This is a genomic window from Pseudomonas sp. 8(2025), from assembly GCF_052665325.1.
This window is the reverse complement of the sequence record NZ_JBQOIE010000009.1, coordinates 172869-187126: the sequence shown is the minus strand read 5'-3', so window position 1 is coordinate 187126 and position 14258 is coordinate 172869. Positions and strand designations below refer to the sequence as shown.

The 14258-nt window shown below is 59.6% G+C and carries 16 protein-coding genes; 13 read left to right on the top strand and 3 right to left on the bottom strand.

Annotated features, from left to right (window positions below; translation table 11 throughout):
• Positions 1-43 precede the first annotated feature (43 nt).
• Positions 44-961, bottom strand: coding sequence for a putative 2-dehydropantoate 2-reductase (locus tag ACUXVH_RS18635; RefSeq protein ID WP_065365301.1), 918 nt, complete (start codon positions 959-961; stop codon positions 44-46).
• A gap of 143 nt (positions 962-1104) precedes the next feature.
• Between ACUXVH_RS18635 and ACUXVH_RS18630 the strand changes: the two genes are divergently transcribed.
• A complete protein-coding gene (locus tag ACUXVH_RS18630; protein WP_011063029.1) occupies positions 1105-1590 on the top strand; it encodes a YajQ family cyclic di-GMP-binding protein in 486 nt (161 codons plus the stop codon).
• A 136-nt stretch (positions 1591-1726) separates the two neighbouring features.
• The gene (locus ACUXVH_RS18625; protein WP_011063028.1) at positions 1727-2569 is read left to right on the top strand and encodes a mechanosensitive ion channel family protein; all 843 of its coding nucleotides are present in this window, start codon (positions 1727-1729) and stop codon (positions 2567-2569) included.
• Positions 2570-2843: 274 nt separating this feature from the next.
• On the opposite strand, the gene ACUXVH_RS18620 is transcribed toward ACUXVH_RS18625, so the two are convergent.
• Positions 2844-4160, bottom strand: a complete 1317-nt coding sequence (locus ACUXVH_RS18620) for an OprD family porin (protein WP_065365302.1) — start codon at positions 4158-4160, stop codon at positions 2844-2846.
• A gap of 930 nt (positions 4161-5090) precedes the next feature.
• Between ACUXVH_RS18620 and ACUXVH_RS18615 the strand changes: the two genes are divergently transcribed.
• A complete protein-coding gene (locus ACUXVH_RS18615) occupies positions 5091-5516 on the top strand; it encodes an HIT domain-containing protein (RefSeq protein WP_011063026.1) in 426 nt (141 codons plus the stop codon).
• Between the two features lie 3 nt (positions 5517-5519).
• Positions 5520-5726, top strand: a complete 207-nt coding sequence (locus ACUXVH_RS18610; protein ID WP_011063025.1) for a SlyX family protein — start codon at positions 5520-5522, stop codon at positions 5724-5726.
• Positions 5727-5786: 60 nt separating this feature from the next.
• Here ACUXVH_RS18610 and ACUXVH_RS18605 read toward each other — a convergent pair whose 3' ends face one another.
• Positions 5787-6392, bottom strand: a complete 606-nt coding sequence (locus ACUXVH_RS18605; RefSeq protein ID WP_011063024.1) for a cold-shock protein — start codon at positions 6390-6392, stop codon at positions 5787-5789.
• Positions 6393-6856: 464 nt separating this feature from the next.
• Here ACUXVH_RS18605 and ACUXVH_RS18600 point away from each other — a divergent pair, with 464 nt between their 5' ends.
• From ACUXVH_RS18600 to tolQ, 9 genes are all read left to right on the top strand, one after another.
• A complete protein-coding gene (locus ACUXVH_RS18600; protein WP_011063023.1) occupies positions 6857-7330 on the top strand; it encodes a Dps family protein in 474 nt (157 codons plus the stop codon).
• A 250-nt stretch (positions 7331-7580) separates the two neighbouring features.
• Complete coding sequence (locus ACUXVH_RS18595) at positions 7581-7802, top strand: FmdB family zinc ribbon protein (protein ID WP_010457489.1); 222 nt, start codon at positions 7581-7583, stop codon at positions 7800-7802.
• A 95-nt stretch (positions 7803-7897) separates the two neighbouring features.
• Complete coding sequence (aspS, locus tag ACUXVH_RS18590; protein ID WP_011063022.1) at positions 7898-9673, top strand: aspartate--tRNA ligase; 1776 nt, start codon at positions 7898-7900, stop codon at positions 9671-9673.
• A 111-nt stretch (positions 9674-9784) separates the two neighbouring features.
• The gene (locus ACUXVH_RS18585) at positions 9785-10531 is read left to right on the top strand and encodes a YebC/PmpR family DNA-binding transcriptional regulator (RefSeq protein WP_011063021.1); all 747 of its coding nucleotides are present in this window, start codon (positions 9785-9787) and stop codon (positions 10529-10531) included.
• 129 nt (positions 10532-10660) lie between these two features.
• Positions 10661-11185, top strand: a complete 525-nt coding sequence (ruvC, locus tag ACUXVH_RS18580) for a crossover junction endodeoxyribonuclease RuvC (protein ID WP_011063020.1) — start codon at positions 10661-10663, stop codon at positions 11183-11185.
• 114 nt (positions 11186-11299) lie between these two features.
• Positions 11300-11908: a Holliday junction branch migration protein RuvA gene (gene ruvA / locus ACUXVH_RS18575; protein ID WP_011063019.1), complete on the top strand. Its 609-nt coding sequence runs from the start codon at positions 11300-11302 to the stop codon at positions 11906-11908.
• Complete coding sequence (gene ruvB, locus ACUXVH_RS18570) at positions 11909-12967, top strand: Holliday junction branch migration DNA helicase RuvB (protein WP_011063018.1); 1059 nt, start codon at positions 11909-11911, stop codon at positions 12965-12967.
• 138 nt (positions 12968-13105) lie between these two features.
• Positions 13106-13573 (top strand): tol-pal system-associated acyl-CoA thioesterase, encoded by a 468-nt coding sequence (gene ybgC / locus ACUXVH_RS18565; protein ID WP_011063017.1) that lies wholly within the window; start codon positions 13106-13108, stop codon positions 13571-13573.
• Positions 13563-14258 (top strand): protein TolQ, encoded by a 696-nt coding sequence (gene tolQ, locus ACUXVH_RS18560; protein ID WP_011063016.1) that lies wholly within the window; start codon positions 13563-13565, stop codon positions 14256-14258. The genes ybgC and tolQ overlap by 11 nt, the downstream gene beginning before the upstream one ends.

The window sequence follows — 14258 nt, the reverse complement described above, 5'->3', positions numbered from 1 at the left end:
GCTATATCGCTGGAAATGAGCAAGTGGGGAGCGTAGCCGCTGCTCAGGCGCTGGGCAATCCGCGTTGCTGCAGCTGGTTCACCAGGCGCTGTTGCAACTGCTGCAGATGGGGCAGTTGCAGGCGATGCCGGGCAGCGGCTTCACAGGCGTAACCCAGCAGGTAGCTGATTTCGGTACGCCGCCCGTTGCTGACATCCTGGTGCATTGAGGAATAGTTGGCGGCGGTGGCCAGGATCACCCGTTCCACTTCCTGTTGCAGGTTTTGCGCTGCGGCGGGTTGCCCGCAGCATTGCAGCAGCTCGCTCAGCTCGGCGCACAGGGTGGCCACTTCGCAATGATGCTGCTGCAAGCCACCGTTACGGCAGTCGTGCAGTACCGTCAGTGGGTTGATCGCGCAGTTGAGTGCCAGCTTGCGCCAGAGCCGGGTGAGGATCTGGGTGCTCCATTCATGGGGAATGCCGCTGGCCGCCAATTCGTCGAGCCAGATCGGCGGCGTGGGGTGCCCCGAGTCCCCCAGCCAGGTGTAGCCGTGGCCGGCAAAGACCACGCGCCAGTCGCCATCGCGGAAGGCGCCCTCGGTGCTGGAGGCGGCAATGCAGCGTGCCTGGGGTACTCGGGCGGCCACGGCATCCTGGCTGCCCAGGCCGTTCTGCAGCAGGATCAGTTCGGCTCCCGGCGCCAGGCGCGGGGCGATGCTGGCCACTGCCGCCTCGGCGTCGTAGGCCTTGCAGGCCAGCAACAGGCGCTGGATGGGGGCGCTGCTGGTGCTGGTTTCTCCAGGAATTGCCAGCAGGCTGCTCTGGCCCTGTTCTACCAGGGTCAGGCCGCCGGCCGCCTGATAGGCCTGCAAGCGGGCGGCGTCACGCAGAATCAGGCGTACCGGCAAGCCGGCGCGGGCCAGGCGGGAGGCCCACAGGGTGCCGAGGCTGCCGGCGCCGAGAACATGCCAGGTGGTGGACATCAGGTTTTCGCTCTGTTTGGCCGCCCGGGGGAGGGCGCGGGGTGAAGGAGGGGAAAGACCCGTTATAATGAGCGCGGATTTTAACCGCAAGCCGGGCGTGTTCGATGTTTTGAACAGCGCCCCTTTTTATTTGGAGAGATTACATGCCGTCGTTTGACGTGGTATCCGAACTGGACAAGCACGAAGTCACCAACGCGGTGGAAAACGCCGTCAAGGAACTGGATCGCCGTTACGACCTCAAGGGCAAGGGCAGCTTCGAGTTCAAGGACAAGGAACTGACCGTCAACCTGACCGCCGAGGCCGAGTTCCAGCTTGAAGCGATGATCGAGATTCTCAAGCTGGCCCTGGTCAAGCGCAAGATCGACGTGCAGTGCCTGGAGGTCAAGGACGCCTATGCCTCGGGCAAGGTGATGAAGCAGGAAGCGGTCCTCAAGGAAGGTATCGATAAAGAACTGGCGAAGAAAATCGTCGCCCATATCAAGGACGCCAAGTTGAAAGTGCAAGCCGCCATTCAGGGCGAGCAAGTACGGGTGACCGGCAAAAAGCGTGACGACCTGCAAGAGGCCATCGCCGCCCTGCGTGCCAAAGAGTTCGGCATGCCGCTGCAATTCAACAACTTCCGCGATTGATCGGCTTCTCCGGGAACCTCTAGAGCTTATTGGCGTCCGAGGCCGGAGGAATGGCAGAAACGATTGAGCTCCCGCGGGGCTGGTCGTTCTGCCTGTCAGTCATGTGCGCCGCAACCCCGGGAATCTGGAGAAATAGATGGATTTGAACGCTGAAGTAGACAATCTGGTCCGGGCCTCCCAGGCCTGGATTCCAATGATCATGGAATACGGCAGCCGGGTGCTGCTGGCTGTCATCACCCTGGCCATCGGCTGGTGGTTGATCAACAAACTGACTCACAAAGTGGGCAAGTTGCTGGCCCTGCGCAATGCCGACCTGGCGCTGCAAGGTTTTATCAGCAGCCTGGCCAACATCATTCTCAAGGTCCTGCTGATCGTCAGTGTGGCTTCGATGATCGGTGTCGAAACCACCTCCTTCGTGGCCGCGATCGGTGCTGCCGGCCTGGCCATCGGCCTGGCGCTGCAAGGCAGCCTGGCGAACTTCGCCGGTGGGGTATTGATCCTGCTGTTCCGCCCGTTTCGTATCGGTGACTGGATCGAAGCCCAGGGCATCAGCGGTACTGTCGACAGCATCCAGATCTTCCACACCGTGCTGCGTACCGGTGACAACAAGACAGTGATCGTGCCCAACGGCAACCTGTCCAACGGCATCATCACCAACTACAACCGTCAGCCGACCCGCAAGGTGGTGTTCGACGTGGGTGTGGACTATGACGCGGACCTGCAGAAGGCCCGCGAGGTGTTGCTGGAACTGGCCAAGGATGAGCGGGTACTGGCCGATCCGGCCCCGGTAGCTGTGGTTTCTACCCTGGGCGATAGCGCCATTACTTTGTCGCTGCGGGTATGGGTCAAGACTTCGGACTATTGGGACGTGCTGTTCCAGTTCAATGAGTTGTCCCGTGATCGCTTGAAGGCAGCGGGCATTGATATTCCTTTTCCACAACGGGTGATTCGAGTGGTTCAGGAAGCAGCAGCGCAATAAGTCAGTTTCATGACCTGGCCGTTCGGTCAGCTAATGTTGTTCAAGACAAGGGGCTATCAGCCCCTTGTTTGTTTTCGATACTAGCCAATAGCAACTAGTGAATCTGCTTTCGAGGCGGAACATGGACTATCCCAAGCACTCCTGTTAGTTAGCTTGCTATTTAATTGTGTATTTGATCTGGTACTTTTCCAGAGGCAAAAAAAACCGCCGCCCTGATTAGGAGCGGCGGTTCTTATTAGTGCTGCGCGTTAGCGCAATCAGCTGGGCATCGATATTACAAGATGCTTAGTGGGTACTCTACGATGATGCGAACGTCGTTGTTGTCTGCGGTGTAGTCTTTGTTGTAAGCACCGTTTGCACGGTACACAGCGCTACGCAGGCGGAACGACAGGTCCTTGGCTGGACCTTCTTGCATCACGTACTTGGTTTCGAAGTTGAACTCGTTTTCCTTGCCTTCGGTGTTCGACGAAGTGGTGATGTTGTCACCCTTCACGTAACGGGCCATGAAGCTCAGGCCTGGAACACCCAGGGTCGCCATGTTCAGGTCGTAGCGAGCCTGCCAGGAGCGCTCGTCTTCACCGATGAAGTCGGAGATCTGGATAGAGTTGGCGACGAAGACGGTACCGTTGCCGTCAACACCGTACAGGTAGTTGGTGTCGCCGGTGGAGCGCTGGTGGGCGATGGTGAACTTGTTCGGGCCGATGCTGTAGGCGGCCGCCAGGCTCCACAGTTTGTTGTCCAGCTTGCCGTACAGCTTCTTGCCGTCGTCTTCGGTGCGATAGCCGTTGAAGTCGAGGTTCAGCGACTGGTTATCGGCGATCGGGAAGGTGTAGTTCAGGTTGATGTACTGCTTCTTGAAGTAGTCATCGACCTTGGACGCGGCCACGCCACCGACGAAGTTATCGGTGAACTGGTAGGTAGCGCCCGCGAAGTCGGCAGCGGTCAGGCCCGGGTTTTTCAGGCCGGTGTCACCGTTGCGACCGTTGATGCTGTCGTTGTACTGGCCGGTTTGCGAGCGCAGTGCAGTGAAGTGACCAGCGTTCAGTTCCAGGCCTTTGATCTCTTTGCTGGTGATCAAGGTACCGGTGGCCACTTCAGGCAGCAGACGGCTGTCGTCGGTGGAGAACACAGGGCTTGCAACCATCTGGTCGCCGTACTTGAGCACGGTGTCGGAGATGCGGAATTTGACTGCGCCGCCTACGGCCGAAGAGTCTTTTTCGGGTTGGCCGAGGCTATTGTTGGCGGCCAGGCCGTTACCGGAGCGACCTGCGCCGCCGTCGAGTTTGATCACGCCCATGGCGAAAGCATCGACACCGACGCCTACGGTGCCCTGAGTGAAGCCGGAGTTGTACTGCAGCAGTTCACTCAGGCCGGTATCTTGGCGATAGCCGCTCTTGAAAGTACCGTCGTCACGCGCATGGTTGCCTGCACCGTTCTTGAAATCACGGTTCATGTACTCGAGACGGGTTTTGGCTGTCAGGGTGCTATCTTCGATAAAGCCTTTTGCATCGTCCTGGGAGGATGCAATTGCAAACTGCGAGGTGCCTGCTGATACAGCCAGGGCGATCATGCTCCACTTCATCACGCGCATCGTGATTTGCTCCTTTGGTTTTTAGAAGAGTACTGCCGTCCCACCTGTTTTTTTATCTGGGCGGCTCTTTCTTTTTGTGTCGGCGCAAACTTATATCACGCTGACAATGTTGGCGATACTTGCCTATCTATCCTTTCAGCTTCTTTACGGCCCTGTCGCAATTTGCTCGATAGGCGTCGTAATTCTGCAGTCAGTCTGTATCCAGGCCGACAACTTTCAGCAGTGTTTTTCGAAGCCGAGAATGAAGGAAACAAGTCCCCATGCACACACTCTAAAAAGCACCGCGGGGCAGCCCTGCCACTATTATTATGAGTCTGTAAGGCCTGACTTCCGTTAGACCGTTGCAGACGATGCGGGGTTGAATGCAACAAGCGTGCACAAACTGAATCCAGCCACCCATTTTTCTTCAAAGAGCCGTTCGGGCCTGTAAAAACCGCATAAAACCGCTGTTTCAAGGGGCGTTTTGTTTGGCTTGACTCTGTGGTTTTCCTGGTGCAGGGCTGTGCATTAAGTTGCACAGTGCGGCGAAACGTTACCGCTGCACACTGCAAAGTGAGTAAACGGCGGATGCTTGAGGAATTTAGCGTAGACCGCCTGTGCGATTCTGGTGCAAAACTTTTGCAACGCTGTGCACGATTCATACAGTCAGGCCCAGGCAAAATAAGGGGCGCAAGGGTTGGCTCGGGTCATTTTCCGAATGGTCTGCGGGTTGTGGGCGCAAATGGTGCGAGGCACGAGAAAATGTCCTGCTGTGGGGCGTGGCCTTTGCATCGCGATCGGCTCCTTGCCGTGCCTGAGTGTGTGCTGTCCGGTCTCTGGCTCATTGGTCATGAAGCGCAGGGCATTCGCAGGTATGCTGCGCGTCTGTCGCCTGGCAGGAGTCCGTCTACTGGACGCCGGGCTGAAACAAGCTGAGCGGGAGTAAACGCGGTGTTCACTTTAGATTCACGGCTGCAACAAGACACATTGACCCTCGGGGATTTCCCCCTCTGCCGGTTGCTGCTGTCCAATGACGCCAACTATCCCTGGTTCATCCTGGTGCCGCGTCGCGAGGATATCAGCGAGTTGTTTCAACTGGATGTCACCGACCAGCAACAGCTATGGCAGGAAACCACCGCGCTGGCCGAGTTGCTCAAGGACTCGTTCGATGCCGACAAGTTGAATGTGGCGACGTTGGGCAATGTGGTGAGCCAACTGCATATGCACGTGATCGTGCGCAGGCGTGATGATGCGGCATGGCCGGCACCGGTATGGGGCAAGCATCCGGCCAAGCCTTACAGCACCGAGCAAGTGGCGGCGATCCGTGAACGCCTGCGGTTGGTGCTGACCGATGATTTTCAGTTTCTGGAGGGGTGAGGCATGAGTCTGCAAGAGCGTGTAACCGACCTGGAGAGCCGCCTGGCATTTCAGGATGACACCATTCAGGCCTTGAACGATGTGCTGGTGGCGCAGCAGAGGGCAGTGGAGCGCCTGCAGTTGCAGATGGCGGCATTGCTCAAGCGCCAGGAAGAAATGGTCGGGCAGTTCGAGTCGTTCGAAGAGGAAGCGCCACCCCCTCATTATTGAGGGGGATCGCCCCCCATAAAAAAACCGCGCCTGGGCGCGGTTTTTTTTATGGGCGACCGATCAGCGGCGCGGCAGCGCGGCAATCACGTCTTCGGCTTGCAGGCCCTTGTCACGGTTCATTACCGAGAACTCCACGCGCTGGCCTTCCACCAGGACGCGATGGCCTTCTCCGCGAATGGCGCGAAAGTGCACGAAAATATCATCGCCGGAATCCCGGGAGATAAAACCGAAGCCCTTGGAGGTGTTGAACCACTTCACGGTACCGGTATCACGATTGCTCATATCGTAGCTTGGCGTGGCGGAAGCGGAAGGTGATGACTTGTAGAAGCTGATGGCCAGGTGCAGGACTACGGCGATCAGTGCAGTCAGCAAGCTGACCAGAACCGCCGGTTGGCCACCAATGACTGGCATGGGGGCCAGCAGGGTGAGGGTTTGCAGTACAACGACCAGCACCAGCAGGGCGCTGACCAGATTTTGCAGGTGATGACGAGAGCCTTTGTTCCAGTAGGGAATAACTGGAGCCAGGATCAGGTTGAGCAGGCCGAAAAGGGCCAGGTAAAGAGCATCGGGTTGTTGCAGGTAGGGAACCGCGTCAGATCTCAGACTCGGAATCAAGGACAGCAGCAAAGCTGCAATGCCTGTCAGCAGGTGGACGATTTTCAACATTTTGATTAACTCACGTTAAGAAGGAAGCACAAGGAGGAGCTGATCACGCACGGTTCGCTTCTGAACAAATAGGTGAGGCGGTGGTTACGTACGCGGTGTCAGCCTATGCGCGCTGGCCGAAGAAATAGGCAACAGCGACACGGGCTCTATTTAACAGCAAAGCCCAGGCCTTCTCAAATCAGCAGCGGGGCTTGGCCCGGGCGTACAAATGAGCGCTTCTGCAGGCCGAGCTCGGAGAATCGGGCAAAAGCCTGTTCTAGACAGATGGCGGTGATTTTTCCAAGGAACGTCGGATTTCTGCTGCTGTCTGACCTGACTCGAACTCAGTGAGGTTTATCCCGGGCCGGGCCACGGGACAATCCACCGCAGGCCGATTGACGATCCTGGGCGGCGCAGGGGCGGTACTCTTGCTAGAGTGGTCCGGCAGATGAATGGGTGAATCCATCCCGATAACGGAGAGAAACATGGCAATTGATATCGGTATCAGCGAAGAAGATCGTAAATCCATCGTCGACGGTCTTTCCCGTCTGCTTTCGGATACCTACGTGTTGTACCTGAAAACCCATAATTTCCATTGGAACGTCACCGGCCCGCAATTCCGTACCCTGCACTTGATGTTCGAAGAGCAGTACAACGAACTGGCCCTGGCAGTGGACCTGATCGCCGAACGCATTCGCGCCCTGGGCTTCCCGGCTCCGGGGGCCTATTCCATCTATGCCCGGCTGTCTTCGATCAAGGAAGAGGAAGGGGTGCCTGCCGCCGAGGAAATGATCAAGCAACTGGTCGCCGGCCAGGAAGCAGTGACCCGTACCGCCCGGGGCATCTTTCCGTTGCTGGACAAGGTCAGCGACGAGCCCACGGCGGATCTGCTGACCCAGCGCATGCAGGTGCATGAAAAAACCGCGTGGATGCTGCGCTCTCTGCTGGAAAACCGTTAAGCCCGCTCCTGCGAATGGCGTCCCGTACGCCGTTCGCACCCTCGCCCAGCAGGCAGCACCTGCGTTCTCCTGACCTTCCGGGGTTGCAGCCGGATAGATGCCTGACGGTCGGTGACGCCCGCGATGGGGTCATACGGCTGCACAGGGCCGATTTAATGGATATAATCCCGCTCTTTGCTACGTAGCCCGGGCTTTGGCGTGGGCTCTGGCTGTAGTTCAAGCAGTAATCTGGATTGCCGAGACGCCCCCCATGCCCATGTACGACTATCAATGCGCTTCCTGTGGTCATCAGCTGGAAGCCATTCAAAAGATCAGCGCCGCGCCGCTGGTCGACTGCCCAGCCTGCCAGGCGCCCGAGCTGAAAAAGATGCTGTCCATGCCTGGTTTCCGCCTGAGCGGCACCGGCTGGTACGAAACCGACTTCAAGACCGGCTCCAAGAAGAACCTGGCCGGTGGCGACAAAGCTGACTAAGTTGAACGACACGCGCGAGTTCTTGCACTATCCGGCACCTTGAGGTGCGCAAGGCCTCCATCGAATTTCGAATTACGAGAAGTGAAACCACTACCATGATGCGCAGCCATTATTGCGGCCAACTGAACGAAAGCCTGGAAGGTCAGGAAGTAACCCTTTGCGGATGGGTCCACCGTCGCCGTGACCACGGCGGGGTGATCTTCCTCGATATCCGTGATCGTGAAGGTCTGGCCCAGGTGGTGTTCGACCCGGACCGCGCTGAAACCTTCGCCGCCGCCGACCGCGTGCGCAGCGAATACGTGGTCAAGATCACCGGCAAGGTACGCCTGCGTCCGGCCGGTGCCGGCAACGCCAACATGGCTTCGGGCATGATCGAAGTCCTGGGCTACGAGCTGGAAGTGCTGAACGAAGCGGAAACCCCGCCGTTCCCACTCAACGAATACTCGGACGTGGGTGAAGAAACCCGTCTGCGCTATCGCTTCATCGACCTGCGCCGTCCGGAAATGGCCGAGAAGCTGCGCCTGCGTTCGCGCATGACCACCAGCATCCGTCGCTACCTGGACGAGAACGGTTTCCTCGACGTGGAAACCCCGATCCTGACCCGCGCCACCCCAGAGGGCGCCCGCGACTACCTGGTGCCGAGCCGCACCCACGCCGGCAGCTTCTTCGCCCTGCCGCAATCGCCACAGCTGTTCAAGCAACTGCTGATGGTGGCCGGCTTCGACCGCTACTACCAGATCGCCAAGTGCTTCCGCGACGAAGACCTGCGTGCCGACCGTCAGCCTGAGTTCACTCAGATCGACATCGAGACCAGCTTCCTCGACGAAAAAGACATCATGGGCCTGACCGAAGGCATGATCCGCAACCTGTTCAAGGAAGTGCTGGGTCTGGAATTCGGCGAATTCCCGCACATGACCTTTGAAGAAGCCATGCGTCGCTACGGTTCCGACAAGCCGGACCTGCGCAACCCGCTGGAACTGGTGGACGTTGCCGACCAGCTCAAGGAAGTGGAGTTCAAGGTGTTCAGCGGCCCGGCCAACGATCCGAAATGCCGCATCGCCGCCTTGCGCGTTCCAGGCGGGGCGAGCATGCCGCGCAAGCAGATCGACGACTACACCAAGTTTGTCGGCATCTACGGCGCCAAGGGCCTGGCCTACATCAAGGTCAACGAGCGCGCCAAAGGCGTTGAAGGCCTGCAATCGCCGATCGTCAAGAACATCCCGGAAGCCAACCTGAACGTGATCCTCGATCGCGTGGGCGCGGTCGACGGCGACATCGTGTTCTTCGGGGCCGACAAGGCCAAGATCGTCAGCGAAGCCCTGGGCGCGCTGCGTATCAAGCTCGGTCACGACCTGAACCTGCTGACGTGCGAATGGGCGCCGATGTGGGTTGTCGACTTCCCGATGTTCGAAGAGAACGACGACGGCAGCTTCACCGCCCTGCATCACCCGTTCACCGCGCCGAAGTGCTCGCCGGAAGAACTGGAAGCCAACCCGGCTACCGCTCTGTCGCGCGCCTACGACATGGTTTTGAACGGCACCGAATTGGGTGGCGGTTCGATCCGTATCCACCGCAAGGAAATGCAGCAAGCGGTATTCCGCCTGCTGGGCATCAGCGAAGCGGAACAGGAAGAGAAGTTCGGCTTCCTGCTGGACGCCCTCAAGTACGGCGCGCCGCCGCACGGTGGCCTGGCCTTCGGCCTGGACCGCCTGGTGATGCTGATGACCGGCGCCCAGTCGATCCGCGAAGTGATCGCGTTCCCGAAAACCCAGAGCGCGGCCTGCGTCATGACTCAGGCACCGGGTCTGGTGGATGCCAAGGCTCTGCGCGAGCTGCACATCCGCCTGCGCGAACAGCCCAAGGCTGAATAAGCCGGCCCGATAAGGCGCACCTTCGGGTGCGCTTTTTCTATGGGTCGAGTTTTGTTGCCCGCACCCGCCAGGCGGCGTGGGCAATGTTTCAAAGAGAATTTGGAGCAAGTTATGGCAGGTCATTCCAAGTGGGCGAACATCAAGCACCGCAAAGAGCGTCAGGATGCCAAGAGAGGCAAGATTTTCACCAAGTGGATTCGTGAGCTGACCGTCGCGGCCCGTCAGGGCGGCGGCGATCCCAACTCCAACCCACGCCTGCGCCTGGCCCTGGACAAGGCCCTGGGTGCCAACATGAGCCGCGACATCATCGACCGGGCCATCGCCCGTGGCACCGGCGCTGCCGGCAGCGACGATGTGGTCGAGCTGACCTATGAAGGCTACGGCCCCAACGGCGTGGCGGTGATGGTCGAGTGCATGACCGACAACCGCAACCGCACCGCGGCAGCTGTTCGTCATGCCTTCAGCAAGTGTGGCGGCAACCTGGGTACCGACGGTTCGGTGGCCTACCTGTTCGAGCGCAAGGGGCAGATCACCTTCGCCGAAGGTGTCGATGAAGACGCCTTGATGGAAGCGGCGATGGAAGCCGATGCCGACGATGTGGTCAGCAACGAAGACGGTTCGATCGACGTGTTCACCTCGTTCGCCGGTTTCTATGGCGTGCGCAATGCCTTGGAAGCGGCGGGTTTTACTGCTGCGGACGCGGAAATCGTCATGCTGCCGACCACCAGTGCCGAACTGGACCTAGAAGGCGCCGAGAAGGTCCTCAAGCTGATCGACATGCTGGAAGACCTGGATGATGTGCAGAACGTCTATTCCAACGCAGATATTCCCGAGTCGGTCGCCGAGCAACTCGGCTGATTCAACTGCACTAACCTTGAGGCCGGAGGTGCGACGCCGTGATCATTGCGCGGCAGGGCGCTTCCGGCTTCTGCCTTTTCGCTGTTCCGGTCCTGGCCGGCAAGCCTCTTTATTCAAGCAGCAGGCGTTATGACTCTTATTCTTGGCATCGACCCCGGTTCGCGCATTACCGGTTATGGCGTGGTTCGAGACACGGGGCGCGGCTGTGTGTACGTGGCCTCTGGCTGTATCCGTACCGGGGCTGGCGAGCTGCCCGACCGGCTGCAGATCGTCTATCGCGGGGTGCGTGAAGTGATCCAGACCTACGGTCCGGTGACCATGGGGATCGAGAAGGTGTTCATGGCGCGCAACGCCGACTCGGCGCTCAAGCTCGGCCAGGCGCGGGGGGCAGCGATCGTTGCCGGTGCCGAAGAGGGGCTGGAGATTGCCGAGTACACCGCCACCCAGGTCAAGCAGGCCGTGGCCGGCACTGGCGGGGCCAACAAGGAACAGGTGCAGATGATGGTCATGCACCTGCTCAAGCTGACCACCAAGCCGCAGATCGATGCCTCGGATGCCCTGGCCATTGCCATCTGTCACGCTCATACCCGTTCCAGCCTGCTGCCCCATGGTCTGGGGACAGCACGCAGTCGTGGCGGCCGCCTGCGTCTCTGATAGCATCAGCGCAGTCATTTTAGGGATTGAGCGTTTTGCGCCTGGGTAGCCGGCGCAGACGCTCGCCCAACGAGTCGCCAGCTGCGGGCTGGCCATCGCCTAAGGATCTGAAACGTGATTGGACGCTTGCGCGGCACCCTGGCTGAGAAACAGCCGCCGCACCTGATTCTTGATGTAAACGGGCTGGGATATGAAGTCGAAGTGCCGATGACCACCCTGTATCGCCTGCCGTCGGTCGGCGAGCCCCTGACCCTGCACACCCATTTGGTCGTCCGCGAGGATGCGCAGTTACTCTACGGTTTTGCCAGCAAGCGCGAGCGAGACTTTTTCCGCGAGTTGATCCGTCTCAATGGTGTTGGCCCGAAACTGGCCCTGGCGTTGATGTCCAGCCTTGAGGTGGATGAGCTGGTGCGTTGCGTGCAGGCCCAGGACACCTCGGCCCTGACCAAGGTGCCCGGAGTCGGCAAGAAGACCGCCGAGCGCCTGCTGGTAGAACTCAAGGACCGTTTCAAGGCCTGGGAAGCCGTGCCGAGCATGTTCGCCCTGGTGCCGAACCAGCCGGATGCGCCGGCGCCAGTGGCCAGCGCCGAGTCGGACGCGGTCAGCGCGCTGATCTCCCTGGGCTATAAGCCGCAGGAAGCCAGCAAGGCCGTATCCGCGATCAAAGACAAAGGCTTGAGCAGTGAAGACATGATCCGCCGAGCCCTGAAGGGAATGATTTAAGTGATTGAAGCCGACCGTCTGATCGCCGCCACGGGCCCCCGTGAGCGCGAGGAAATCCAGGACCGGGCGATTCGTCCGGTCAGCCTGGCCGACTACATCGGCCAGCCTAGCGTGCGCGAGCAGATGGAGCTGTTCATCCAGGCCGCCCGTGGGCGCAACGAATCCCTGGACCACACCCTGATCTTCGGTCCCCCGGGCCTGGGCAAGACCACCCTGGCCAACATCATCGCCGAGGAAATGGGGGTGTCGATCAAGAGTACGTCCGGCCCGGTGCTGGAGCGCCCAGGCGATCTGGCGGCCTTGCTGACCAATCTTGAGCCTCACGACGTACTGTTCATCGACGAGATTCACCGGCTTTCGCCGATTGTCGAAGAAGTGCTGTACCCGGCCATGGAAGATTTCCAGCTCGACATCATGATCGGCGAAGGCCCTGCGGCGCGCTCGATCAAGCTCGATCTGCCGCCGTTCACCCTGGTGGGGGCAACCACGCGTGCGGGGATGCTGACCAACCCGCTGCGGGACCGCTTCGGCATCGTCCAGCGCCTGGAGTTCTACAGCACTGCGGACCTGGCAACCATTGTCAGCCGTTCCGCCGGCATTCTTGGTTTGCCCCTGGATCCGGAAGGCGCCTTCGAGGTCGCGCGCCGTGCCCGGGGCACTCCGCGGATCGCCAACCGTCTGCTGCGTCGGGTGCGGGATTTCGCCGAGGTGCGGGCCAAGGGGCATATCACCAAACCGATCGCCGACCTGGCGTTGAACCTGCTGGACGTCGATGAGCGTGGCTTCGACCACCAGGACCGACGTCTATTGCTGACCATGATCGAGAAGTTCGACGGCGGACCGGTGGGGGTCGACAGCCTGGCCGCGGCCATCAGTGAAGAGCGCCATACCATCGAGGATGTGCTGGAGCCGTACCTGATCCAGCAGGGCTATATCATGCGCACTCCCCGTGGTCGTGTGGTGACCCGGCATGCCTACCTGCACTTCGGTCTTAACATTCCGTCACGAATGGGGGACATGCCCGTGGTAGACGAATTCCTCGATGCCGTGGACGATTAATAACCCGCTCTTTGTCGATTTATTCGGGGTTTGTGCTGTCCTAGGGACTGGCATGGTTAAAACATCACGAAAAGTCGTACAAGAATGAAAAAACAGTTGCCTGGCCGGATTGGCAACCTGAGGAGTAAGCACTAGAGTATGCGCGCGCAAAACGGGCTTGAGCCGTTCGCACATCGTTGTCGCGTTTATTACGAGGACACCGATGCCGGCGGCATCGTGTATTACGTTAATTACCTTAAGTTTATGGAGCGGGCTCGAACCGAGCGGCTACGACACCTGGGCTTTGCCCAGTCGCAGCTGGTGGGGGAGAACCTGTTATTTGTCGTGCACTCCAGCGAAGCGCGTTATCACGCGCCGGCGCGACTGGACGACGAACTTCTGGTCAGTGCCCAAGTTACCGAATTGAACCGGGTCAGCCTGCGCTTCACTCAGCAGGTCAGGCGAGCCAAAGACAATGCGCTGCTCTGTGAAGGGCAGTTCCTGGTGGCCTGTGTGCGCGCCGACAATTTCAAACCCCGCGCCATTCCAGACGCTCTGCGTACGGCCTTTGCCGACGAGAGCAGCGCGGGTACACACTCAGAGCAGGAGATAAAGCGTGGAAGCTAACGTCGTCGACCATTCCTCCATGTGGAGCCTGGTCAGCAATGCCAGCGTTGTAGTGCAGTTGGTAATGCTGACCCTGGTTGCCGCATCGGTGACTTCATGGATCATGATCTTTCAGCGCAGCAACCTGCTGCGTGCCGGTCGACGTGCCCTGGAGAGCTTCGAAGAGCGCTTCTGGTCCGGTATCGACCTGTCCAAGCTGTACCGTCAGGCGGGCAGCAACCCTGATCCGGATTCCGGCGTGGAGCAGATCTTCCGTGCCGGTTTCAAGGAGTTCTCCCGCCTGCGCCAGCAACCGGGGGTCGATCCTGAAGCGGTCATGGAAGGCGTGGCCCGTGCCATGCGCGTAGCGATTTCCCGCGAAGAAGAAAAGCTCGAGCAGAGCCTGCCGTTCCTCGCCACTGTCGGTTCCGTCAGCCCGTACATCGGTCTGTTCGGTACCGTCTGGGGGATCATGAACTCCTTCCGCGGCCTGGCTCAGGCCCAGCAAGCGACCCTGGCTACCGTAGCCCCGGGTATCGCCGAAGCATTGATCGCCACGGCCATCGGCCTGTTCGCGGCCATCCCGGCGGTGATCGCCTACAACCGCTTCGCCGCTCGTGGCGAGACGCTGATCAGCCGTTACTACACCTTCGCCGACGAGTTCCAGGCGATCCTGCACCGTAAAGTGCACACCAGCGAAGAGTGA

Excerpts from the sequence above, each read along its gene's own strand:
- ACUXVH_RS18635 (WP_065365301.1), bottom strand. The coding sequence starts at position 961 with ATGTCCACCACCTGGCATGTTCTCGGCGCCGGCAGCCTCGGCACCCTG.
- ACUXVH_RS18630 (WP_011063029.1), top strand. The coding sequence starts at position 1,105 with ATGCCGTCGTTTGACGTGGTATCCGAACTGGACAAGCACGAAGTCACC.
- ACUXVH_RS18625 (WP_011063028.1), top strand. The coding sequence starts at position 1,727 with ATGGATTTGAACGCTGAAGTAGACAATCTGGTCCGGGCCTCCCAGGCC.
- ACUXVH_RS18620 (WP_065365302.1), bottom strand. The coding sequence starts at position 4,160 with ATGCGCGTGATGAAGTGGAGCATGATCGCCCTGGCTGTATCAGCAGGC.
- ACUXVH_RS18610 (WP_011063025.1), top strand. The coding sequence starts at position 5,520 with ATGAGTCTGCAAGAGCGTGTAACCGACCTGGAGAGCCGCCTGGCATTT.
- ACUXVH_RS18605 (WP_011063024.1), bottom strand. The coding sequence starts at position 6,392 with ATGTTGAAAATCGTCCACCTGCTGACAGGCATTGCAGCTTTGCTGCTG.
- ACUXVH_RS18600 (WP_011063023.1), top strand. The coding sequence starts at position 6,857 with ATGGCAATTGATATCGGTATCAGCGAAGAAGATCGTAAATCCATCGTC.
- ACUXVH_RS18595 (WP_010457489.1), top strand. The coding sequence starts at position 7,581 with ATGCCCATGTACGACTATCAATGCGCTTCCTGTGGTCATCAGCTGGAA.
- aspS (WP_011063022.1), top strand. The coding sequence starts at position 7,898 with ATGATGCGCAGCCATTATTGCGGCCAACTGAACGAAAGCCTGGAAGGT.
- ACUXVH_RS18585 (WP_011063021.1), top strand. The coding sequence starts at position 9,785 with ATGGCAGGTCATTCCAAGTGGGCGAACATCAAGCACCGCAAAGAGCGT.
- ruvC (WP_011063020.1), top strand. The coding sequence starts at position 10,661 with ATGACTCTTATTCTTGGCATCGACCCCGGTTCGCGCATTACCGGTTAT.
- ybgC (WP_011063017.1), top strand. The coding sequence starts at position 13,106 with ATGCGCGCGCAAAACGGGCTTGAGCCGTTCGCACATCGTTGTCGCGTT.